This is a genomic window from Alistipes timonensis JC136 (assembly GCF_900107675.1).
In the GTDB taxonomy this organism is placed as follows: Bacteria; Bacteroidota; Bacteroidia; order Bacteroidales; family Rikenellaceae; genus Alistipes; species Alistipes timonensis.
Genome location: NZ_FNRI01000003.1, coordinates 154150 through 178845, shown reverse-complemented (window position 1 = coordinate 178845; position 24696 = coordinate 154150). Strand labels below are relative to the sequence as shown.

The window sequence follows — 24696 nt, the reverse complement described above, 5'->3', positions numbered from 1 at the left end:
ATTACCGTCGGTTTACGCCTCGCTCTTGGAGTACTCCGAGAATTCGCAGCCGAAACGCTCGACCATCATGTTGTCCATCTCGTCGGCCCGGAATGCCAGGTTGACGATGTTCTGCCGGATCGTCTCCTCGGACTCTTCGGTGATGTCCGAGAGGTGGATGCGGTAGGCGATGTAGATCTGGCGGCCTTCGATGCCCAGTTTGTAGGGACCAAAATCCTCGCTCAGCATGTAGTCCAGCACCGGCTCCACCTCTTTTTTGGGCAGCAGGTTGATCGGCGAGGTCGAGAAGAGGTAGTCGCCGTCGTAGACGAAGATGCGGATTTCCGAACTGCCCTTGTGGAACAGCCACGAGTCGTAGCCGTCGCGGGCCAGGGTGGGGTTGATGCCCATCTGTGCGATGGCGCTCTCCACGAACTCCGCGAGCGGCGACGCGTCGTGTTCGTCGAAGACCCCGTCGGGCAGCTTGTCCCCGCACGAGGGGCAGAATTCCTCCTCTTCGGCGATCAGTTCGTCGCAGCTGCCGCACTGCACCTGGAAGACCGTGCGGTCGAGTTCGCCGACCGACTCCAGGAGTTTGCGCAGGCTCTCGACGCGGATGCCGAATCCCATGTTGTCGGCCTGCGTGAATTTGCTGACCGTCACGCCGACCACCTCGTTGCGCTCGTTCAGCATCGGACCGCCCGAGTTGCCGGGGTTCACCGCGGCGTCGGTCTGGATGTAGTATTTGCCGCTGATGAGCTGCTTGGGCGACGACACCGAACCTTCGGTAACGGTGAACGGCATGCCGTAGGGATAGCCCGCCACATAGACCTTGCCGCCGATGGCCAGCGATTCGTCGCCGGCCAGCTGCAGTTCGGGAAGCGACGAGAAGTCGCCGTCGACCGCGAGCAGGGCGATGTCGAGCGCGGGATTGACCAGCACGACCTTTCCCAGATAGGGGTTGCGGTCGTTGTCGTGTACGGCGACCGTCCGGAAACCTTCGACGACGTGGTAGTTGGTCACGAAGAGGTCGTAGTTTTTCAGGTAGAAACAGCTGCCCGAGCCTCCGGCGTGGGTTACTTTGAATACCAGCTGATAGATATTGTTTTGTTCCATTGTCTTGCGCTTTACGTGTCGTTACTCCTGTTTGCCCATGGCCTGTTCCAGCATCTTCTGCTGGAATTCGGTTGCCAGACGCATGTACTCGGCCATGTCGCCCCGCATCATCGCCTCCTGCATTTTGGTCTGCATGTCGGCTATCTGCGACTCCATGGCCGAAGCCATCTGCTGCATCTGTTCGGCCGCTCCGGCCATTGCTCCCGTCATCGCTTCGGCCAGCCCCGTCATCGCGTCGTCATCGTCTTCCGCGTCCAGTTCGCCCTCCATGATGTTGTCCAGCGCATCGTAGAGGATTTCCGAAGCCTCTTCCATCGGCTTTCCGGCCGAACGCTCGAGCGCCCGCGACACGAGGGCGTTCAGGTCGTCCTGCACGTCGTTGTAGAAATACATCTCGTAGAACTTGTAGAGGATGCGCACGGCGCTGCGCTCGTAATTCTCGGCCTGGATCGCCTCGGTGGCCTCGGTGTAGACATCCTTCATGTTCTCCTGCACGTTGTTGAGCGACGAACGGCGCTTGGTCGAGATCAGCGTGTCGACGAAATAGAGGTCCCGGGCCAACTCCTCGCGCGACGCGGCGAGCAGCTTTTCGAGGAACGCCTTGCCTTTGGCCACCAGTTCGGCCACGGGCAGCTCCTTGTCCATGTCGTCCACGGCCTTTTCCAGTTCGTTCATCAGCTGCCCCTGCGGGTGGGCGAAATAGGCGATCTTGTAAAGCGCCGTGTCGAGCACGTTCCAGGCGTAGCCGTAGCGGCGTTCGGCGGCGTATTCGGCCAGTGCGTCGAGCGTTTCGCGGCAAACCTGCCGGACAGCTTCGCAGACGCGGTCGGTCTCGGCGTCCGAATAGGGCGTGATACGGGGTTCGTAGGTGCGCCTGGCCCCGAATTTCGAACAGAACTCGTCATCGTAGCGGTCTCCGACGTGGCAGATGTTGCGCAGCACGAAATAGAGCTTGTGCGGGTGGCTCTGGGCCATCGCGCATTCGTACTCCATTTTGAGCAGGTCGCCCTCCTTGCGGAAGCGGGGCAGCATCAGGCGGTTGATATTCAGGTCGGCGACCTGCCGCAGCATCGCCACGCGGCCCTTCTCGGGGATTTCCAGGAAATCGGCGCTGATGCGCATTCGTCCGTCGCCGATCCGGATGTTGACCAGGATCGAGCCGTGGGGGATGCTGAACTCCGTGCCGTCGGCATTGCCGTATTTGGTCCGGAACTCGGGATTCAGGTGGTCGAGGAGCAGGTGGAAAGCCTCGAGGTGTTTGCCCTCGCCGTAGCGCTCCACGCTCTGCTCGAAGAGCTCCTTATTGACCTTGCTCTGCGTCGAGCCGAGTACGGGAGCTACGAAAATCGGTGTCTGTTTCATGGGTCGGTATTTAGTTGTCCTCGATGGAGAGGCTTCCGTCGGGGTTGACGGTCGCCTTTCCCTCGTAATAAATGATCGATGTCTTGCCGGCGCTGCTTTCGGTCTCCTTGCCGTCCTCGGTGAAGCGGATCGTGAACGACGCGGTCTGCCGGCCCATCACTTTGTTCCGGTTGTAATGCTCCATGCCGGCCGGGACCTCTTCCTCGATCTCGTAACAGCCCACCGATTTGAACGTGTGTCCTTCGGGCAGCATCGTCTTGGCCTGGGCGATCTGCGCGGCGATGGTCTCGGGCGAGAGTTTGCCGAGGTCGATGCCTATGGTGGTCTCATATTCCGGCGATTCGAACACGCTCTGCACTTCGCGCAGGTCCGTGGGCTCCAGTCCCGAGAGGTAATAGCTCTGCGAGAAGGCCTGGTCGTCCTTGTTGACCATCTTCACGGTGACGAGGCCGAGGTCGTTCGACAGTTCGCTCATCTCCATAAAGGAGACCGAGTAGATTTTGAACCGTTCGCCGTCCACGCTCTTTCGGGTCAGTTCGATGGCTTTGGCGTAACTGTTCGCTTCGTCGGCGGGGCAGCCGGTGATTGCATCGCAGGAGACGGCGCACAAGGCCGCGATGGCCGTAATCAGGCTGTAAAAATTCTTTTGCATGGTATATTATTCAAAGATAAGAAAATTCGGTCACATTGTGCCGGAAGCGGGCTCTTTTTTCCCGCTTCGGCGTATTTTTCGCCGGAATGACCGGCCGTTTATTTGCCGAGCAGGGCGCGGAAGTCTTCGTAGGCCTCCCAGTTTTCGAAAAAGTCGGTGCGCAGGATGATGTGGTCGTCGACGGTTTTGATCTTGCACTCGTTCTCTTCCTCGTCGTATTTGACCCATTCGATATCCGGGATGTTGAACCGGCCCTGTTCGATCCCGTTTTTCTTTACTACGGGATAGGTCACCGTGTCGCCGTCGACGGTGATCGAGGCCCCCTGGGCGGCCAGTACGCGGGCTTTGCGGATTTCCAGCAGCGTGAAGACCAGCAGGGCGAGGCCTCCGGCCACGAAGATCACGGTGACGGCCGTGGGCCCGAGGATGCGCATGCGGCCGATGCGGATGCCGAAGGGTGCGACGAGGGGAAATACGATCATGAAAAGTGAGATGCCGATCGTCGAGAGCTTGCTCATGACCGGGCTGGTCGGGGTGTAGTTGAATGTTTTCATTTTGTTTTTGAGTGACTTGGGTTATGTCCGGGTATGCCGGGCAAGTGCAAATATAGCAAAAACAGGGTTCGAAAGTATACGGTTGTATACTTTTTTATCCATAAAAAAATGTTCAGCTCCGGATCAGGCTGTACAGACAGCGGAACTGGCGGTAGAGATGTTCGAGGTCGAGACCGTTGAGGAACGCCTGTTCGAACGAAAGTCCGAAATGGATCTGATGGAAGAGTCCTGCGATGTGGGACGGATCGAGGTCGGAGCGCAGTTCGCCGCTTCGGGTCGCCTGCTCCACGGCCTGCCGCCAGTATGTCTGGGTCAGTTGCATCAGCGTCCGGAATTTCCGGTCCGCTCCGGGATAATACTGGCGCACCTGCATCATGAAGTTGAGGTAGTAGATGTTCAGCGCGACGTCACCCCCCCCCTTGCACAGCACCAGCAGTTGCGTCATGGTTTGCCTTACGCCCTCTATATACCGTTCGATGAACTCGGCCAGCGTCCCGTCCGCGGCCGTGAACTTGTTTTCGGGGGTCTGTATCTCGAAGACGTAGCGGTCGGCGACGGCCATGAAGACGGCCTGTTTGTTGGGGAAATAGTGGTGTATGCCCATACGCGAAAGTCCGCAGGCTCGGGACAGTTCGGTGATGGTCGCCCGTTCGTAGTTCTTGGAGACGAATACGGTAAAGCAGTTTCGCAGTATCTCGTCGCGGTTGGTCTTCATGACGCTACGAAATTACGAAAAAATCGGGAAACATTGCGTGCCATAGCCGAGCAAATTGTTTAATTGTCTTGCGTCTGGTTTTTGATACCGTTTCGTGATGAAAATCGGGGAGTTCGTTGAAAATATTTCGCATAAAAACTTTATTATTCTATTTTTGTGACGGTTGAGTCGCTTTTTGCAGATGAAAATAACGAGATGTTTGCTTCCGTTCGCAACGTTATTTTTCTCGCTCTCCTGCTGGTCTTGCGTCGACCGTGCGGAGACAGGTCCTATCGTTTCGAACGGCCGTGTGGAGGTGCGAATCGCACCCCCCCCCGCCACTACGCGCACGGCGCTCGGCGATGACGGCGTGACGACCGAGTGGATCAAGGACGACCGTATCGCCCTGTGGGCTTTTTCCGACAGCGGCAGCGCTGTTTTCGAACGGGAACCTTTCACTTTCTGGAGTAACAAGACCGACAACCGCGGCGCTTTCTTCGTGGGCAGCATCCCTGCGATGCCGACCGGCACCTACCGCTATTATGCGGCCTATCCCTATCCCGAGTCTGTTGAAGGTTCCCGGGTCACCTATGAGATTCCTGCCGAGCAGGACGGTACGTGGCGCGGCGAACTCGACATCATGCTGGCGTCGGCGTCGGCTCCCGAGCTCGTCCCTGCCGATCCGGACCGATTGGACGACGTCAACGAACTTGCACTCGGGTTTTCACATAAGATACACGCGCTGAAGGTGACGGTCCCGGCGGGCCGCAACCTTTTCGGGCGTCCCGTGACGATGCTCCGCGTGCGTTTTCCGCGTCCCGTGACGGGGCGTATGACCTGGGATCTCGCGGCGCCCGATGCCGCACCCTCCATGGAGGGCGCGGGCGATGCCGTGACGCTCCGCTTCGCCCGTCCCGTAGGCGAGGGCGATTCGTTCTGGGTCTTCATCGCCCCGGGCGACATGCGCGGCGGCGAGGTGCTTTTCACGGCGTCCGACGGCACCGAGTTCACCTGGCCGCTGTCGAGCGGGGCTTTCGGCGACTGCACGGCGGGCCGCATCACTCCGGTCAATCTGACGCTTCCCGAGATACGTCCGTCACATGATTTTCGCATTGCGGTGGACCCGGTGAATCTGGGCGAGGAGGTGACGGAGATCAACTCGATCGTTTGCCCTGAAGGATATGTTTTTCCAAGTCTCGACAATTCGAACCGTACGGAGCGCGTGACACCCAATGGCGACGGAACCTTTTCGGTTCGGATTTTCAACGATATGGGCACGGGCTTTCCTGATAATACGGTGTCAATGACCGTCGGTTCGGCGAATGCCGAGGGGGTCTTCGGCCGCAGGTGCGAGGTCCGAGACGTCACCGCGTCGGGCTGCACGATCATGGCGCCTTATCTTTTCTTCGAGGATTTTACAGACACCAGTTTCAATGACGCTCATGCGGAAGATGACAATGGATCGGAACTTTCCGGTGCAGGTCTCGTCGGTTGGACGGGGACGCGATGGAAAGTCGATCAGCAATCCTTGGAATTTCGTACGCATATCGGATCGGCCGTAGGTCCGAGTGGTAAATACGGACGTGTGGATTCTCCGCCTCTGCCCTTACGTGCCGGAAGCAGCGTGAAGGTGGCGCTTCATTATGAGATAGGGGCTGCTTTCAGTAGTGGGGCTTCCACTCTTGTGAACTATATCCATCCTGATTGCCTCTTTGGCCTTTCGACTGATCTCGGTACACCGTCGGGTGGCAGCAACGGAAATCAGAATTATCCGGAGATACGGGTGGAAGAGTTTCGGCTGGATAAGGACGGTTCCCCGACCAATCAGCCTACACACAAGGATAATAATATTTCGGAAGTTAGGAAGGGGATGCGTCTGACCTGGTTTGGGTACTTTCAGCGAACTTCTAATTGGGCCGCAGTGACGGGAGCCGATTTTTATTATTACCTCGACAATATCCGAGTAACCATCGTATCTTAATGTTTATGAACGATAGCAATTTTATGAAAAGAACGTTTGTGCTGTTGACGGCTGCGGTGCTGTTGGCGGCCTGCTCGAAAAACGAACCCGACCCGATCCGTTATCCGGAAGGAACGGGCGCCTTGGCGCTGAACGTCGGATGTACGCCCGAAGTCGCCGCAGTGACACGCGCCGGGGAGGTTCCGCTGCCCGACGGGATCACGGTCCCCGATGGGATGGATTTGCGGATGCGTATCGTGAGCACGACCACCGGCACTCCTTTCGACCGGGTGTGGGCCCGTGTCCGCGAATACAATCCGCGTCAGGATTTGATGCCCGAAGCCGACTACCGCATTACGGTCTTCTCGACCTCGCAGTGGGTCGGGGCGGAGAATGTCGATAATATTCCCGAAGGCGAGAACAAACCTTATTTCGAGGGTGTGACCAATACGCGGGTGGTGGCCCGGCAGCAGACTCCGGTGACGATCGCCGCGAGGCTGGCCAATACCATCGTCCGCATCGATTTTACGGAACGCTTCCGGAACTATTTCCCCAACGGCGCGCGTTTCACGCTGACGACCGCGGCCGGGAACAAGTTCGAGGTGGGCTACTCGGCCGAAGACCATACGGTCGCGGAGACCTACTGGTACGTGCGTCCCAAGCGCTTCACCATTGCGGGTCTGGCGGTGAAGCAGCTTCCCTCCTCGACGGCCGATGCCGAGGTCGTGCGTTTCGCCGAGGTCGTCAACGAGACTCCTGCGGCCCGGACGCTCTACACTTATAAGTTCGACGTTTCGGGCGTGGGCGATACCGGCGAGGTGATTATCACGCTCAACGAGAACCCCGTAGCGACCGAGACGGTCGATACGGAACTCAACGACGATGCCATTCTTTAAAGAAGACCGACGACAGAACATTCAATACAGGGACCATGAAAAAACTATACGGATATTTGACGGCCGCATTCGTCGCCGCGGCGATGCTCATTTCGTGCGTGAGCGAGAAAACCTCATTCGCACCGGAGGGCGGCGCCCACGAGGGAGAGACGGGGTATCTCACCTTCGGAGGTTCGCTGACGGTCGAGGAGCGCAACGAACAGATCGGCAGTACGCCGGTGGCGGGAAAGGCGACCCGTGCCGCCAACCTCGATCTCGATACGTATACGGTGGAGATTATCAACGCAAAGGGCGAACCGGCGGTTCCGGCCTTCGCCTACGGCGACCGTTCCGCGGAACCCATCGAACTGCCTACGGGCACCTACACGCTCCGCGTTTATTCGGGTGAGACGCCCGATGCCGCATGGGAGGGTACCGAGGGAACGCCGACTTACGGCACCGAACAGGCGTTTGTCATCAATAAAGGTCAGGTGACCGACCTGGGGGAGATCACCTGCCGATTGCTCACGGTGAAGGTTTCGGTCGCCTACAAACAGTCGCTCTACGACCTGCTGGGGCCCGATACGGAGGCTGATCTGGTGCTGTCGGGCAACGCGAGTCTGACTTTCCTCAAAGATGAGAAGCGTGCCGGATATCTCCGTCCGTTGCCGGGACAGGCCAATTCGCTGGTTCTCTACCTGACGACGGTCTACGAAGGCAAACAGATCACCCGCCAGCCGCTCAAAGTCACCGATAACGCCCGTCCCGGCGAGTGGCGCAAGATCACGGTCGAGCTGCTCAACGGCGAGAACGGCTCCATCATCATCACTGCTACCATCGAGAACTGGGTCAACGGCGAGACGGTCGACGTTGACGTACAGCGTTTGGCGGTTCTGTCGGAGGCTTCGATCCCCGATCTCAACGATCCGAACGCACCCCGCATCGAGTGGTCGAAGAGCCATGCCGTGCTGGAAGGCGAGGTGCTGCTGAACGACGACAAGTTCGACCAGAACGGCTATCCGGTCGACGACTACAACCTCACGCTTACGACCGTGGCTCCCGCAAGCCACTTCACGGTGGCCCTTGCCAGTGAAAACGCGGCGTTCCTGGAATACGCGCGCAGTAACGGCGTGTCGGGAACCCTCGATTTGTTCGAAGTGGAGGGACAGGCGCGCACGACGCTCCGCCTGTGGGGATTCCCGGTCATGAATCTGACCGTTTCGCCCCGCACGTTCGACATGAAAGACCTGATGAAGGTGCTCTTCGATTACGAAGGCCTTCACACCTTTACGCTCGCCGTCACCGACGAGGCGAACCGCCGGAGCACCTTCGAACTGAAAGTCCGGGTCGACAAGTCGGGCGGAGCCGATCCCCGCATCGTTTGGAGCGGCCACGACTTCTCGCAGGAATACACGGTGACGGATGACCTCGAGGTGGAGATTCGTTTCACGGCGACGAAGGGCATCGAATCGCTGATCGTGGAGATCGATGGTGAGTTGGGGGCCGGATTGCCGGATGTCGGTTTAGTGCCCCGCTTCGATCTGGTCGATCCCGAAACTTATCAGGATGGGCTTTCCGCGAGTCTGGAAGGTCTCGGCTTCCCGGTCGGGGACGGAGTGCGCGGCAAGACGGAAATCCTCTTCCCGATTACGCGTTTCCTGCCGCTGATGGGGACTTTCAAGGGTAAGACGACTTTCAGGATGATCGTGACGGACAGCGAGGGACAGTCGGACGATAAAACACTGATGCTCGTCGTCGAATAAAAATGCATGCAACCATGAAAAAAACGCTATTATACGCACTGATGCTTCTCTGTACGCTCCTCTTTCCGGGGGCGTGCACGAAGGAGGCCGACCCGGCCGCCGAAGGCAAGGGGGCCGTCAGTTTCTCGCTCGGCATGCCCCGGTCGACGCGTGCCGGCGCTTATGACGCCTATCCCTGGACCGAATGCGCCATCCGCGTCTACAAATACGTGGGGACGGGCGAAGAGCGCACCAAGGAACTTATCCGCCGCTATTCGTCGGTCGGCGAGATGCCGGGTTCGATCTGGCTGCTGGCCGGCGACTACTCCATCTCCGTGGAGCTGGGCAGCCGGGTCGATGCGACCTTCGACGAAATCTTCTACCGCGGCGAAACGGACTTCACGGTCGTTTCGGGCCGGCGTTCCGACGTGCAGGTGGAGTGCCGTATCGCCAATACGATCGTCGAGGTGGAATACGACGAGACGGTGCTCTCGCTCTTCAAGGAGGAGCTGTGGACCAACGTGGTGCTCGCCGAGCGTTACAACCAGCAGGAGGTGGTGAACGGCGAGGTGATCTATCTCCACTACGAGGAGAGCAAACCCGGCTATTTCATCCTGCCCGAGGGCGTGGAGGCGTTCAGCTGGCGTTTCCGCGGCGTCGGCACCAAGCCCGGCGACGATACGGAAACCGTGGTGATGAAGGACGGCACGAAACACATTTCGACCGCTCCGGGCATGCGTTACCTGCTGCGCTACAAATATTCGCCCGATCTGGGCGGTTCGCTCACGTTCGAGATTTCGGTCGACACCAGCGTCGATGAGAAGAACGACCCCGTGATGTTCGCTCCCGATCCGCAAATCAGCGGTTTCGGCTTCGATATCGAAAAGATGCAGGAGTTCGGCTCGGTGCCGGCCATCAGCTATAAGATAATCTCCATCGGCAACCTCGCATCGGTGACGCTGTCGTCCGGAGGCCGGAGCTGGCCCGTCGGGCTCGATACGACCACGGAATCCGCGGATGGTATCGCGGTAACGATGAACAGCCGTTCGGACATGATGCTTACGCTGAGCGAGAAGTTCTTCGCGCAGTTCCCTGCCGGGGATCGTACGCTGACGTTCCTCGTCGGGGACGAGGACGGCCGCAGCACCGAAAAGACCTCGGTGGTGCGTACGCAGGGAGTCGTGTCGTATACGGCGACCGACTGCTGGAACGACAAGGCCGAACTGAAAGCCTATGTCTTCGATACGTCGGCTTCCGACGTGAAGGTCCGCTACCGCCGGAAAGGCGTTGCGGAGTGGAGCGAGACGCCGGCCTCGCAGAGTCCGGAGCGCGGGGTCTACAAAGCTACGGCGACGGGCATCGGCGCCGCATCCGAATACGAATGCCAGCTCTGCTTCGGAGAGAAGGCGATAAACCAACCCTATGGTTTCTCGACGGCGGCGGGGCCTCAGGTTCCCAATGCCGGATTCGAGGAGTGGTCGGGTTCCAGCCCGCTGCTGCCCTATGTCACCGAGCAGTACTGGGATTCGGGCAATCACGGATCGTCGACGATGAGCAAGAACGTGACGCAAAACGTTGCAGACCCGCGCCCCGGTTCTGCGGGTTCCACGGCTGCCGAGTTGAATTCCCAGTTCGTCGGCCTTGGGACGTTAGGCAAGTTCGCTGCCGGCAACCTCTTCGTCGGCAAATACCTCGGGACGGTCGGTACGAACGGTGTCATCGGATTCGGCAAGCCTTTCGGTTTCACCTACCGTCCCCGTCAGTTGAAGTTCTGGTACAAAGGCACGGTCGGTACGGTGGATTATTCGGGCGGCGGTGTGAACAAGGGCGATTCCGACGCGGCGCAGGTTTATATCTGTCTCTGCGAGATGGACGGACCGCATGTCGTCGATACCCGCAAATCCGACACCTTCTTCAACCCTGCGTCCAAGACCGTCACCTATTGCAGCGGCGCCCTGAACAAGGACAGCACCAACGACCGGACCGACGGCAAGATCATCGCCTACGCCGAATGGATCAATACGACCCCGGAGACGAGCGAATGGACGGAGGTGACCGTCGAGTTGCACTACAACGAGGAGTACGAGGGAACGGTGCCGAATTACCTGATGCTGACCGCTTCCGCCAGCAAGTACGGCGATTACTTCACCGGTTCTACCGCCAGCATCATGTATCTCGACGATGTGGAACTCGTTTATTAGCGTCCGGTGCATGGGAATTTTGCGATGCACCATCCTGTTGCTGTCGTTGTCGGCCGTATGCTTACCGGCGTACGGCCGGCACGATGAGCCCGCTGCGTCGGCAGGCACGGATTCGCCGGCCGGTCCGGCGGTCGAGGAGATGCGGCGGCAGCGCGGACTGGTGGATATTTCGCACGTTTTCGTTCCCGAGGGTCAGTGGATCTTCGGCGGTACGGCGTCGTATTCCGCACATGCGAACGACGACTATACCTTTTTTATCGTCGAGAAGATAAATTCCGACGGCTACACGTTCAAGGTAAGTCCGCTCATCGGCTACGCCCTGCGCAACAACATGGCGCTCGGCATGCGTTTCGTCTACGGACGTTCGCTGCTGAAGGTCGATTCGGGCGAACTCAACCTGGGCGACGAGGAGTCGGGCACCCACCTCACGGCCGAATACTACTATTCGCTCAAACACTCCTACTCGGCAGCCGCCATCTGGCGCCAGTACATTCCCCTCGGGCGGAACCGGCGTATCGCGCTCTTCAACGAGATGTCGCTGACGCTGGGTGGCCATCAGAAGAAGTTCGCCGCCGACTCGCCCGTGCGCGGCACTTACGAGACGGGCTATTCGGTTTCATTGGGCGTGTCGCCCGGCCTGATCGCGTTCGCGACCAACACCATGGCTGTGGAGGTCAACGTGGGTGTGATGGGTCTCAGTTACACGCATGCGCACCAGGACCACAACCGGGTCCGGGAGGGCGATGTCAAGTCGAGTCTTATGAATTTCAAGATCAACCTCCTGTCGATAGGACTGGGTGTGTCATTCTATCTGTAACCGTCGTCCGATGAAAAGTGCGCTGTATCATATTCTGCTGCTGCTGAGCCTGCTGGCGTTTCCGGGCGCCGCCCGTTCCGCCTCTTCGGCCGGAGAGGCCGCGGATTCGGTCGCTGCGGCCGGTGCTCCCGGCGCGTCGGCCTCGGAGATGCGCGTCAGGAAGCGTTTCCTGCCGACATCGAGACGCTTCGACCGTGAAATCAACAAGGGGCGGTTCGTCTACAAGGGAGAGACGATGATGGGCCTGACGGTCTCCTACGGGACGCTCTCGTCCGAGGATGCCGACATGTTCCCCGTCTTCGAGAATATCAACCTCAAAGGCTCCGTCACTACGATAAATCCCTTCGTCGGCTATTTCTACCGCAACAACAACTGCTTCGGGGTTCGTTTCGGGTATTCCCACCTGTCGGGAACGCTCGATACCTTCGACGTCAATCTGGGGGAGAGCAACGACCTGGATCTCGACGTACCGTGGCTGGATCTTTCGAGCGAGCGATTCTCGTTCGGGGTGTTCCACCGCTCTTACATCGCTTTGGACGAGAAGGGGCGCTTCGGCCTCTTTGCCGAGATGGAGCTTTCGTTCGCCACGGGAGAGAACAACTTTTCCTATAAGTCGGGCGAGGATTTTAAATTCACCAATTCGGAAAACATGACCGTCAAGGTATGGTTCAATCCCGGTGTCGCCGTCTATGCCTTCCCGAACGTTTGCGCGACGCTCTCGTTCGGACTCGGGGGCTTTAAGTATGCGTCGACGCGTCAGTTCGACGAGCAGGGCGCCCAGGTGGGGTCGCGCCGCTATTCGAAGATGAACTTCCGGCTCAACCTGGCCGATATTCGTTTCGGCATGACGGTGCACTTGTGGAACAAAAGGAAAGGAGGGCGCGGATGAAACGGCTGAATCGGAATTTGTGGCGTCTGGCGTCGTGCGTTGCGGCAATTTTCGTCTCCGGATGCATTGAGAACGACATTCCCTATCCCGTCGTGGTATGTAATATCGAGAGCATCTCGGCCCGGGGGCTTTCGGGCGATCCGGTCATAGACGCCGCCGGACGGTGCGTGAAGCTCCCCCTGCTGGAAACGACCGACATTCAGGCCGTGGAGATTACCGGGGCGGTCGTCACCGAAGGGGCCGAAGCGTCGCGGGAGATCGTGGGCGTACACGACCTGCGCGCACCGCTCTACGTCACACTTTCGCTCTATCAGGATTACCCGTGGCGTATCGAGGCCGAGCAGACCATCGAACGTAGCTTCACGGTGGCCGGACAGATCGGCGCTACGGAGTGGGATACGGCTGAGCATACGGCGACCGTTCATGTGGGCTTCCGCGACCATTCGTCGGTGGAGGTGCTGTCGCTTAAACTCGGGCCGGAGGGCATCACGACCATGTCGTGCGCCGATGTTCCCGAACTCACGGAGGATAACCTCTATCGGCTGCACGACTTTACGGCGCCCCGCCGTATCGAGGTCGTCTGCCACGGCCGCACCGAAATATGGTGGCTTTCGGTCGAATACACCGACGTCAAGGTGAGTTGGTCGCACGTCGATCCCTGGTCGCATTCGGCCTGGCTGTACGCCCAGGGGCTCAGTGGTTCCGAGCTCGGATTCCGCTACCGGGAGGCGGGAGCCGGGGAGTGGACGGAGGTCGCCCGCGAGTCGGTGACGGTCGATGGCGGCTCGTTCCGTGCGCAGCTCCGGGGCCTGCGGCCCGAATCGGCCTACGAGGTTGTCGCCTATTCCGACGGAGATCTCTCCGCCGTCGAGACTTTCACGACCGAGGCGGCGCTGCCGTTGCCCAACGGCGGATTCGAGGCGTGGAGCAAGCCCAAGAAGATCGTCTATCCCTACCTGACGGAGGACGACGCTTTCTGGGACAGCGGCAACAAGGGCTCCGCGACGGTCGGCGAGACCATCTGCGAAGGAGTGTCCGACATCCGTCCCGGCTCTTCGGGAGCGTTCGCGGCGCTGCTGACCTCGAAGTTCGCATCTCTGGCCGGTATCGGCAAGTTCGCTGCGGGCAATATATTCATCGGCACCTATGCCGAGACCGTCGGTACGAACGGCAAGGTGAATTTCGGCCGTCCTTTCGCTGCGCACCCTGTCGCGCTGCGTGGCTGGCTTCGTTACACGCAGGGGAGGATCGACCGTATCGACAAGCAGCCCGCCGGCATGACCCTCACGAAAGAGGATTTCGACCAGGGGTCCATCTATATCGCGCTGGGAACCTGGACGGCCGCGAAGTATGGCGGTACGGAACAGTCGCCCGTGCAAATCTACACCAAGGATATTTCGACGTTCTTCGACAAGGACGGGGCGGATGTGGTGGCTTACGGCGAGCTGATACTCACGCAGAGCGTCGACGAATGGCAGGAGTTCACGATCGAACTCGACTGGCGCGTCACCGATGTCGTTCCGACGCATCTCATGATCGTCTGCTCGGCATCGCGCTGGGGCGACTATTTCACCGGATCGACCGCCAGCCGCATGTGGCTCGACGACTTCGAACTGATTTACGATTATGATGTGCTGACGCCCTGACGCGCGTTCGTAAGGACGCGGCGTGCCGTTGGCCATCGACCCGCGGAGACCTCCAGATATGAACGGCACGTCGGGGCCTGCATGCGATGTTTATGGCCATGCCTTCCCTGAAAGGCAAACTGACCGAAGAGATCTCCGCTGCCGGCTCATCTTATACCGAAGGGCTTGTTTCGGATTGACAAGCTCTTTTCAGGTGTGAAATCTTGTAACAGACTGATTGATGTTCTGTCCGAATTGGTCGATACGTAATAATTTGTCAGGTTCCGGATTCGCGCATTTCTTACAAATCGTTACAGTCTTTCATGTTGAAATGGAATCGGTCGGTTTTATATGACCGTGTTGAGTATTCGTATGGCGATAACCATGCTTATATTCAGTGGTTTGCTATTTCTGTGACGTGCGGCAAATCTGTAATGCCGATAGCTGGTTCGGTCCGGCAGGGTATAGATTCCATTGCTTTTTAACCCCTTTTTGAGCCTGTTTCTAAGCGTCGGCTTTCGATTTTTTAGTGCGGAAGGTTGGTATAATTTGCAGAATAGTTATATTTGTAACCGAGTTAGGTTCTCGTTCGCCAAGAACGGAGGAAAGAAATGAAGATCCTCGTATCCTGCATAAAACAACGTGATGTGGACCATTTTGAGATGGTTTACAACTATTATATGCCTGTGCTTTATCGTTTTGCCATGCAGTATGCGTATGATTCGGAAACGGCCAAGGATCTTGTACACGACGCCTTTGCGTGGGTGTGGAACAATCCGGATAAAATCCGCGATGAGGGTAACGTGGCAGCGCTTCTTTACCGGCTGGTGCGTAGCAACTGTCTGAACTATCTCCGGTCGCTCGACATCCGGGACTGCAATGACCGGAAATATGCCGACGCCGCAGTTTTTACCGATTTCCTGTTCGACGATGAGCCCGACGATCACCGTTATGCCATTGAATTGCGTTTGCGGCATGCTTTGGATGCGCTCCCTGAACGCGGCCGCGCGGCGCTGGAAATGCATTTCGTCGGAAATATGCGGATCAAAGCAATTGCCGAAGTCATGCATGTATCCGAAGCTACGGTCAAAACACACATCAAACGTGCGCTTAAAGCCCTCCGGGAGGGCATGAAATGTTTTTTTTCGGTTTTTTTGTAAAAAATCGGGTCCGTTTGTCCCCCATTTTTCGTCTGAAAGTTTATTGTAACTGAAAACGACCGTTCCGGGTCGCAGTTTCGGTTAGTCGGGTATTTGTTCTTGCCGGCCGCAATAATCAGCCGGTGATTTCATTTTTATCGGAATAATCCGTGTCCCGACCCGGGACGAATGCGCATTCCGGATCGTTATCATGCAGACTATGACGAAAAAAACGATTGATTGGACCCTCTTCCGTAAAGTGCTGGATCATACGGCGGATGAGAAAGAGCAGGCCGAATTCGAAAAATGGCTCCATTCCGATCCCCGGCATCGGGAATATTACGAACGCGCCCGCAGGTTCTATGCCGGAGAATCGGCGGAACCGCTGCCGCTCGACGAAACTTTCGCTGCGCTGAAAACGCGGCTGGAAATGCACGACCGGCCGAAACCGATGTATCGTCGCCGGTCCTATTACGGAATTGCGGCCGCTGTTGCGGTCCTCGTTGTGCTGTCGTGCTTCGACTGGCATCGGGATAACGCCGGGGCGGCGATGGACCGCGTTTGTTACGAACTCGCACGCGATTATGCCCCTGCGACGGATAAGGCCCGGCTGATCGTAGACGGGGACAAGTGTTACGATTTGCACGGCGACGAATCGCTGTCGATCGACGTTCGGGGCGGCCATATCGAACGCGGCGACGACAACCGGCTGGTGTATACGGCCGATGCGGAAGCCGAGGTCGTGCAGAACAGGCTTTCGGTTCCCCGCGGCGGTTATTATTCCGTCCTTCTGGAAGACGGTACGACCGTTCATCTCAATGCGGAATCGGAACTGGTCTATCCTTCGGCATTCTCGAAGGACGTGCGCACCGTGTCGTTGGTCGGTGAAGCCTATTTCGATGTGGCACACGATGCAGGGCGGCCTTTCGTGGTCGAGGTGAACGGATACAGTATCGAGGTGCTGGGTACGCAGTTCAACGTCACGGCCTATGCCGACGAACGGATCTGCCGTTCGACGCTTGTCGAAGGCAGTGTGCGAATCGTTCCCGACAGCGGCCGGAACGGGGAGGAGATCGTTCTCACCCCGGGCGAACAGGTCGTTCACGAGACGGGGACCGACACTTTCTCGGTGGCACGCGTCAACACCAAAGTCTACACGGCCTGGATGGACCGGGAATTCGTGTTCGAAAACACCCCCTTGTCGGAAGCTTTGCGGATCGTTTCCCGCTGGTACGACTTCCGCTACGACATTACGGACTCCGATTTGGAGAAATATACGTTTACCGGGCAGATCAGCAAGGACGGAGGTCTGGATTATCTGTTCCGGGTGCTGTATGAAGCGCATATGCCGATCGTGCTCCGCTATGAAGACGGAGTGTTGTACGTCGACAGGCGCTAATGCCTGACGACGAATCGGAATGGAATCTCGAATGTCTAACCTTAACGATTAATTGATGAAGCAAATCTACGCCCTGAATGTCTGCCGTTCGGCCCGTTGCTGGCTGCATCTGATGCTGGTCGTGTGGTGCGGAGTCGCCGCTGCGAAGTCTCCCGTGCGGGATTCCGCCGCGCTGCGGCTGCCCGTGCAGACGGATCGCGTCGCCGCCGGCGACCTCGTGATTACGGCTTCCCAGATCCGGGCGGTCGATCCCGTCGACCTGTGGAAGGCCATTTCATTTTACGATCCTTCGATCAGCAACTCGTGGGAGCGGGAGCATGGCTCCGACCCGGTTTACGGAGCGGGGGACATGACTGTCCGCGGCTCGAAACGGTGGGCCCGGGACGAGGCGGTCAAACCGTCGAGGCCCCTGTATATCATTGACGGGGCGCTGGTCGACGCCCGGAAGTTTTTCGATACGGACATCAACGACGTCCGGCAGATCATCATCCGCAAAGACCCCGTTTCGCTGGCCCAATACGGTATCCGGAGCGCTGACGGCGTCGTGGAGATGAAGACGCAGAAGCCGGTCAAGGGGCCGCTCAAAGTGCGTTACATGTTCGACGGTATCGTGGAATGGGCCGATCTGGGTTCTTACGATCTGATGAGCGCTTCGGAGCAGCTCGCGCTGATCGAACGCGAGGGGCTGACGACGGGCAGCGCCGCCTCGATGCAGCAGCACAAGGCGTCGGGAAAGAACGTCGACTGGCTGAACCAGCTCACGCGCACCGTTTTCCGGCATCGGCACAAGATAACCGTCGACGGCGGAGACGACAATGTGAAATATGCTTTGACGGGGCGCATCGCTCCCTCCGGAAAGGGAGTCGTCGAAGGTGTGGAAAAGGAGATTCTCGGTCTGGGGGCTTACATCGAGTATCGTTACAAGTCGTTCCGGATTTCGAACGATCTGACTTACGACAAAACAGCGAAAAATTCGAAACTCTTCGGTACGCTGGGCGACTACGCCCGCACGCCCCGCTGGCTCGACCCCGATAACGGGCATGGGGGATACCTCAAAACGATGGGGCACGAAGAGGACGCCGTGCGGTTCGAAAATCCGCTCTACGAACTGACGCTCGGTTCGCACAACGAATGCCGGACCTATTCGATCTTCGACAACGTGCGCCTTTCGCTGGACCTGGGAGCCGGATTTTCGGTCAACGGACGCTTCTCGTTCGTGCGCGACCTTATCCGCACGGACACCTACGTATCGCCCGCTTCGGTGCGCTATGCCTCGCAGACGACCGACTCCTATACGGGACGTTACGGAATTGCGCGGTCGTCGATCCAGACCTACGACGGGGCGGTGGATCTTACCTATCGCGGTTCGCGCGGCCGGTCGTCCTACGGCGCATCGCTGCAAGCCGGGATTTTCAGCGGCACTTACAATATGGAAAGCTATGCCGGTGTGGGAATCCCTTCGGACAAGATGGGCTACATCTCTTTCACCAAGGCCTACGATCCGGATACGGCGCCTTACGCCTGGCGCTATTACGACCGGACGGTGGGCGGAACGCTTTCGGCGCACTACTCCTACGACGAGCGTTATACGGTTGCCGGAACGGCGCATCTCGACCGTTCGTCGATGCTTGCGCCCGGTGAAAGGACGGCTCTGTTTTACGGCGTGTCGGCGGCCTGGAACATCGGCCGGGAGCGTTTCCTGCGCCGGGCCGACTGGATCGACCGCCTGACGCTGAGCGCGGCGATCGGCACTTCGGGAGCGGTCGACGCCCTGAATTCCGACTACGTGGTCACTTACAGCAGCAATATCGACAACGAGTATGTCTACAACTACTATCTGGTCGGAGCCTCGGTCAATTTCATGCCCAATCCCGATCTGAAATGGCGTACGCTCGTGAGCCGCAGCGTGGCGTTGCAGGCCGAGTTCGCGCATGCGCTCCGGCTGCGCGTCGAGTATTACAACAATGATTCGAAAGACCTCATGACGGTCGATCGGCTGCCGCTGGCGAGCGGTTATCGCCGTAACGTTTCCAATGGAGGACGGGTCCGGAATTCGGGGCTGGAATATTACCTGAACGCGACTCTTTACAGCCGTCCGGGACTTTCCGTCTCGGCTTTCACGTCCGGCAGCCATAACCGGAACCGCATCGGGGAGCTGCCGGGATTCTTCGCGGCATGGTACAACGAAGCGCTGTCGGAGGGTGAGGCTCCGCTGTCGGAGGGCGAGTCCGTGAATGCGATCTATGCGGCTGAAAGTTCGTTCGACGGGACGACCGAACGGGCCGCGGGCGAAGCCGTTGCGGCGGGACGTGCGGAACCCGACCTGAAAGGCAATTTCGGCGTGAACGTAACTTGGGGAAAGTGGCATTTCGGAGCCGCCTTCGATTACCGGATCGGCGGGCAGACGTTCAACCGGACGTTGTACGACGTGCAGTTCGGCAGTCCGCTCTACAACCTCGACCGGCGGGCGCTGAACCCGAAGTACCGCCGCGCGTTCGACGGCGAACCGGTCCGGCTGCAACGGTTCGTGGAACGGTTCGACGCCTTGAATTTCTCGGCTGTGCAGGTCGGGTATGTTTTCGGGGCCAAGGCCGCCGGCAAGCTCTATATGCGCAATCTGGCCCTTTATCTCACGGGCAGCAACCTCTTCTATTGTTCGGGCGTCGACATGCAGCGCGGAACGGTCTATCCGTATACGCGGACCGTCACGCTGTCGCTTCGGGCGACTTTCTAACCGCTTAAAGAAGATACGAAATGAAAAAAATATATCTGCTGTTGTTCTTATGCGTCGCGTCGGTGTCGTGCAACGAATGGTTTGACATGACTCCCGACGGGACCTCGATTCCCGAAGATCGGTTTTTCCGCAACGAAAACGTCTTCCTGAACGCTCTGACCGATGTCTATACCCAGCTGCGCGCGGAAAGCCTCTACGGGCGCATGCTTTCGGTCGGTGAACTGGAATTCATGGGACAGAACTTTCAGCCCGCCGGCACGGATTTCCGGGCCGCGGCCGATCTCGACTACGCCGATGCGGTTTTCCGCTCGGCCATCGAACAGACGTTCGTGGATATGTACAAGGCCATTGCGTCCTGCAACAACGTGATTGCGCATATCGAAAATACGAACATCGTCTTCAACTCGAAATCCCGGAAACGGATTATCACGGGAGAGCTTTACGGATTGCGTGCGGCCCTGCACTTCGAGTTGCTGCGGCTGTTCCATCCGGCGTATGCCGTCGATCCGGGTTTCGTCGGACTGCCCTATATGGTCCGTTTCGGAATGACGGCTTCCGAGCCGCTCTCTACCGAGGCGTTCGTCGGCAAGGTGATCGCCGATCTCGAACGGGCCGCTTCCGAACTCGAAACGGCGGACCCCGTGTTGAACGGCTTTACGCTGGGAACCGTGCTCCCCGGGGAGATCGACTCGCGGCTGCGCACCTTCTGCCTGAATTACTATGCCGTGACGACGCTGCTGGCCCGCGTCTACCTGTATAAGGGCGATTATGAGCAGGCCGCCGCCTATGCGTCACGGGCTTTCGAACACCAGACGAAGGTTGAGAAACGCTACCGGGTGTTCTATTATTTCGGTCCGGGCGAATATGGCGACGATTACAGTTTCTCGCGCGAGCATCTTTTCGGCATAGCCACCCTCCCCGAGGGTTTCCCGCGGTCGGCGGCTTTGCTTTACGGCCGGAACGGGGCCTCTGTGACGAAGCACTATTCCGCACTGTTCGACAATCCGAAGGATACGCGTTATCGCGACTGGTTCGACAACAGCGATCCGTCACGTGTGTTTATGGCGTACAAGTTCGGCGAGAACTCCGTTCTCAACGGTTACACGTCGGTGGCGGGAAATGAGAGCGTGCTGCCCTGCCGCATTCCTTTCGTCAAGCTGGGCGAGGCGGCTCTGATCGAGGCTGAAGCCCTCGTCCGCCAGTCGGCCGACAACATTGCGGACGCGGCGGCGAGAGTGGCCGGGTTGCAGAAGGCGCGCGACATTCCGACGGTGGCGGAGCGGCTCGAAACGTCCGGGCTGACCGTCGGGGAGCTGCTCGACGCCATTGAATTGGAATACCGCCGCGAGTTTTTCGGCGAAGGACAGTTGTTCTACTACTACAAACGTCTGAACAGTCCCCGAATTCCCAAATCCGACGGCACGGAGCTGACCGTGACGGCCGACAAGTACACGTGGCCGATTCCGGAGGGTTCCGTAAACGTAATACAGGCTCTCTAAACTTTAAAAATCATCATGGCTGCATATACGGAAAAAGTGAAGAAGACTGTTGCAGAGCGTCTCATGCGCTTGTTGTTTGTAACGGTCGTAGTGTTGGCTCCTTGTCTGGTGCGGGCGCAGAATATCACGATCGACGTGACCGACCGGCCTTTGAGCGAGGTCTTTCAGGCGATCAAAAAGGCGTCGGGTTATCAGGTCTTCTATGTGAATCAGAATGTGGACGACAGCCGCAAGGTCAGTTTAAAGGTGTCGGGCGTCGACCTGCGCACGGTGCTGGACAAGCTCTGCGCTTCGGCCGGATTGAGTTACAACATCGTCGACCGGACGATCGTGATTTCCCCCCCCCGTCAGAAAAATGCCGCGGCGTCCGACCGCCGGCCGGCCGGATTCGTAATCACGGGAACGGTGTTCGACGAGAACAAGAATCCGGTCGCTTATGCTTCGGTCGTGCAGAAGGACGCCGGGCACAACGGCGTTTCGACCGATGAGAAGGGATGTTTCCGCCTGACGCTGCCGTCGGGCCGCACGTCGGTCGTCGTGTCGTGCATGGGCATGAAAAAACAGACGATCGAGGTGAACAACCAGAGTACGTTCGACATTTACCTCGAACCCGAGGTGAACGACATCGCGGCTACGGTCGTTACGGGATACATGCCCAAGGCGAAGAACAGCTTCACGGGAACGGCCGTGCTCGTCAAGGGCGATGAGCTGCGGACGGTGAACAACAACAGTTTCTTCGACGCCCTGAAAGTTTTCGACCCGTCGTTTCAGGTCGTGGACGTGCGCGGAATGTTCGGTTCCGATCCCAACTATATCCCCGAACAGATCGAAATCCGCGGACAGAACAGCTTTCCCGAGATCTCGGGCAGCACGCTGAAAACGATGACCAGCCTGCCGATCTTCATTCTCGACGGTTTCGAGGTCAAGGTCCAGCAGGTCTACGACCTGGACATGAACCGCATTCAGAGCGTGACGATTCTCAAAGACGCCTCGGCGTCGGCCATTTACGGTTCGCGGGCCGCCAACGGCGTGATCGTGATCGAGACCAAAAGTCCCGAACCCGGAGCGCTTCGCGTGAGCTATACGCTTACGGGCGGCGTGAACATTCCCGACCTGTCGTCGTACAAGCTGATGAACGCATCGCAGGCGTTGGAGTTTCAACGTCTGTCCGGGCTCTTCAACCCTGCGCGCGAAGGGGAGGACGGCGGCTATTACCTCAACTCCTACAACCTGATCCGCAAGGAGATCCTTGCGGGCGTCGATACCTACTGGCTTTCGAAACCGCTGCGCGTGGGTCTTCAGCACCGTCATTCGGTCATCATCGAGGGCAGCGTCAACCGGCTGCGGGCCAATCAGGGAAACGTGCGCTATCAGGTCAACCTGTCGCTCGGACAGAACAACGGCGTGATGAAGGAATCGGGCCGAACGACCTACGGGGCCGGCACGAAACTGATCTATTCGCATTCGAGCCTGCGAATCACCAACGATTTGCAGTTTTCCATCTCCCGAAGCGACGAGTCGCCTTACGGATCGTTTTCCAGTTATTCGAAGACGCTTCCCTATCACCGGGAAAAGGATGCCGACGGTGCCTATTATCGTACGCTGTCGCTCTACAACGTGGCCCCGGAGGGAATGGAACTCGCGGTTTCGTCGTCGCAGCTCTCTCCCGTCTACGAAGCGAAATACCTGAGCAGCTTCACGCACGGCGACGTGACCAATGTCACGAACAACACGGCGATCGACTGGACGATCGTTTCCGGGCTGAAAGTGCGCGGCGACTTTTCGGTGAGCAGCGATTTCAACCGCACGGACATCTACCTGTCGCCTATGAGTTACTCCTACATCCGCGACAACGACAACGACGTGAACGATCCCAGCGTGCTTTACGCGCGGGGCAAATATACGCTGAACAACGGTACGGACATGACGCTTGCCGGCAAACTGATGCTCTCCTACACCAAGCAGCTCGACCGGCATCTGGTCCAGGCGGTGGTGGGCGGCGACCTGCGCGAAGTCAAACGCGAGAGCGACGGCTATGTCGTGACGGGATTCATGGACGATGCGCTCGACTACGTCTCCTATGCCGTGCAGTACGAACCCGACTCCCGTCCTTCGGGCAACGAGTCCATCGTTCGTTCGGCGGGCGCCTATCTCAACGCCAACTATTCGTACGACGACCGCTATCTGGTCGATCTCACCGGACGCATCGACGGTTCTTCGATCTACGGCAGCAAGCAGCAGACCGCGCCCTATTGGTCGGCGGGTGTGCGCTGGAACCTTCACAACGAGCGGTTCATGAAGGACCGGGGCGTCTTCTCGCTGCTGGCCCTGCGCGCCAATATCGGAACCACCGGCAACCAGAATTTTACGCAGAACCAGTCCAAGAGCATGTACACATATCTCAAACCGGTTTACGGCAATCTGTTCGGTACGAGCGTTTCGGTGCTGGGCAATCCCGACCTCGAATGCCAGAAGACGTTCAACCGCAACGTGGGTCTGGAACTGACCGTGCTCAAAGGGCTGCTTAATCTGGACATGAATTATTACTACAACACGACCGAGGGAAGCCTTACGTCGGTAACCATCGCGCCGTCGATCGGATTCTCCGAATTGAAGGTCAATCAGGGCGACATCGTGAATAAGGGCATCGACTTTTCGCTCTCGGTGACACCCGTCCGCACGAAGGAGATGCTCTTCTCGGTGACGTTCAACGGGCGTCATAATTCGAACATCCTCAGCAAAATTTCCAATACGCTGAAAAATTACAACAAAATGGTGGGCGAACGCGCCGAAAGCAGCAGCGATGCCAATGTTTTCCTTTTCAAGGAAGGGGAGTCGCTCAACACGATATACGGCGTTCGCAGTTTCGGGATCAACCCGGGTACGGGCCGCGAGGAGTTTCTGACGAAAGACGGCGAGCGGACCGATGTCTGGAAATACGAGGATATGGTCCCGATCGGTGTCGGCGAGGCCGCGCTTGAAGGATACACCGGCTTCAACTTCCGCTACAAGGAATTGGAGGTGGGCGCCAGCTTCAACTATTCGTTCGGGGCCGACCGCTACAACTTCACCCTGCATGAAAAGATCGAAGGGGCCGATCCTTCGGTGAACAACGACGTACGGGCGCTGACCGAACGTTGGAAGGAACCCGGGCAGATCGCCCGCTACAAGGCCATCGACGATACGACCCCGACGCGTTCCACGTCGCGCTTCGTCCAGCGCGAGAACCGTCTGTCGCTCTCGTCGCTCCGCGTAGCCTATACCTTCCCGGTCGAACGCTGGGGATGGAAGGGAATCTCCATGCTGCGGCTCCAACTCACGGCCAACGAACTTTTCTACCTGTCGACGATCCGTCAGGAGCGCGGTTTGGCGTATCCCTATGCACGGACGATCAGTTTTTCGGCTCAGGTCAACTTTTAATACGGCACAGCAATGAAAAGGAAAAATCTTGCAAAAATA

General features: G+C 58.3%; 17 protein-coding genes. 12 read left to right on the top strand and 5 right to left on the bottom strand.

What is annotated here, in order from left to right; all coding sequences use genetic code 11:
• Positions 1–12 precede the first annotated feature (12 nt).
• From BLU78_RS05190 to BLU78_RS05170, 5 genes are all read right to left on the bottom strand, one after another.
• The gene (locus BLU78_RS05190) at positions 13–1095 is read right to left on the bottom strand and encodes a serine protease (protein WP_010261505.1); all 1083 of its coding nucleotides are present in this window, start codon (positions 1093–1095) and stop codon (positions 13–15) included.
• Positions 1096–1116: 21 nt separating this feature from the next.
• Positions 1117–2457, bottom strand: a complete 1341-nt coding sequence (locus tag BLU78_RS05185; protein ID WP_010261504.1) for a hypothetical protein — start codon at positions 2455–2457, stop codon at positions 1117–1119.
• Between the two features lie 10 nt (positions 2458–2467).
• The gene (locus tag BLU78_RS05180; RefSeq protein ID WP_010261501.1) at positions 2468–3109 is read right to left on the bottom strand and encodes a hypothetical protein; all 642 of its coding nucleotides are present in this window, start codon (positions 3107–3109) and stop codon (positions 2468–2470) included.
• A gap of 98 nt (positions 3110–3207) precedes the next feature.
• Positions 3208–3663, bottom strand: a complete 456-nt coding sequence (locus BLU78_RS05175) for a hypothetical protein (protein WP_010261498.1) — start codon at positions 3661–3663, stop codon at positions 3208–3210.
• Positions 3664–3775: 112 nt separating this feature from the next.
• Positions 3776–4378 carry a TetR/AcrR family transcriptional regulator gene (locus BLU78_RS05170; protein ID WP_010261494.1) on the bottom strand — a complete coding sequence of 201 codons (603 nt, stop codon included), beginning with the start codon at positions 4376–4378 and terminating at the stop codon, positions 3776–3778.
• 199 nt (positions 4379–4577) lie between these two features.
• Here BLU78_RS05170 and BLU78_RS05165 point away from each other — a divergent pair, with 199 nt between their 5' ends.
• The 12 genes from BLU78_RS05165 to BLU78_RS05110 all read left to right on the top strand — a co-directional run bounded on the left by BLU78_RS05165 (position 4578) and on the right by BLU78_RS05110 (position 24657).
• Complete coding sequence (locus BLU78_RS05165; RefSeq protein ID WP_010261489.1) at positions 4578–6338, top strand: fimbrillin family protein; 1761 nt, start codon at positions 4578–4580, stop codon at positions 6336–6338.
• A gap of 23 nt (positions 6339–6361) precedes the next feature.
• On the top strand, positions 6362–7213 hold the full coding sequence (locus tag BLU78_RS05160) for a DUF4493 domain-containing protein (protein ID WP_026020685.1): 852 nt from the start codon (positions 6362–6364) through the stop codon (positions 7211–7213).
• Positions 7214–7248: 35 nt separating this feature from the next.
• Positions 7249–8955, top strand: coding sequence for a DUF4493 domain-containing protein (locus tag BLU78_RS05155; protein WP_020692062.1), 1707 nt, complete (start codon positions 7249–7251; stop codon positions 8953–8955).
• Between the two features lie 14 nt (positions 8956–8969).
• On the top strand, positions 8970–11135 hold the full coding sequence (locus tag BLU78_RS05150; protein WP_231290787.1) for a PCMD domain-containing protein: 2166 nt from the start codon (positions 8970–8972) through the stop codon (positions 11133–11135).
• A gap of 10 nt (positions 11136–11145) precedes the next feature.
• Complete coding sequence (locus tag BLU78_RS05145; protein ID WP_010261478.1) at positions 11146–11952, top strand: hypothetical protein; 807 nt, start codon at positions 11146–11148, stop codon at positions 11950–11952.
• Between the two features lie 10 nt (positions 11953–11962).
• Entirely contained in the window at positions 11963–12841 is an 879-nt protein-coding gene (locus BLU78_RS05140) for a hypothetical protein (RefSeq protein ID WP_010261475.1), read from the top strand.
• The gene (locus tag BLU78_RS05135) at positions 12838–14487 is read left to right on the top strand and encodes a PCMD domain-containing protein (RefSeq protein ID WP_010261471.1); all 1650 of its coding nucleotides are present in this window, start codon (positions 12838–12840) and stop codon (positions 14485–14487) included. Before BLU78_RS05140 ends, BLU78_RS05135 begins: the two co-directional genes overlap by 4 nt.
• Before the next feature lie 590 nt (positions 14488–15077).
• Entirely contained in the window at positions 15078–15626 is a 549-nt protein-coding gene (locus tag BLU78_RS05130) for an RNA polymerase sigma-70 factor (RefSeq protein ID WP_020692064.1), read from the top strand.
• A gap of 199 nt (positions 15627–15825) precedes the next feature.
• Positions 15826–17004, top strand: a complete 1179-nt coding sequence (locus BLU78_RS05125) for a FecR family protein (protein WP_010261464.1) — start codon at positions 15826–15828, stop codon at positions 17002–17004.
• A gap of 55 nt (positions 17005–17059) precedes the next feature.
• Entirely contained in the window at positions 17060–19738 is a 2679-nt protein-coding gene (locus tag BLU78_RS05120) for a SusC/RagA family TonB-linked outer membrane protein (protein ID WP_010261461.1), read from the top strand.
• Between the two features lie 20 nt (positions 19739–19758).
• Positions 19759–21237: a RagB/SusD family nutrient uptake outer membrane protein gene (locus BLU78_RS05115; RefSeq protein ID WP_010261458.1), complete on the top strand. Its 1479-nt coding sequence runs from the start codon at positions 19759–19761 to the stop codon at positions 21235–21237.
• Positions 21238–21252: 15 nt separating this feature from the next.
• Positions 21253–24657, top strand: a complete 3405-nt coding sequence (locus BLU78_RS05110) for a SusC/RagA family TonB-linked outer membrane protein (protein ID WP_010261456.1) — start codon at positions 21253–21255, stop codon at positions 24655–24657.
• Positions 24658–24696: the final 39 nt, after the last annotated feature.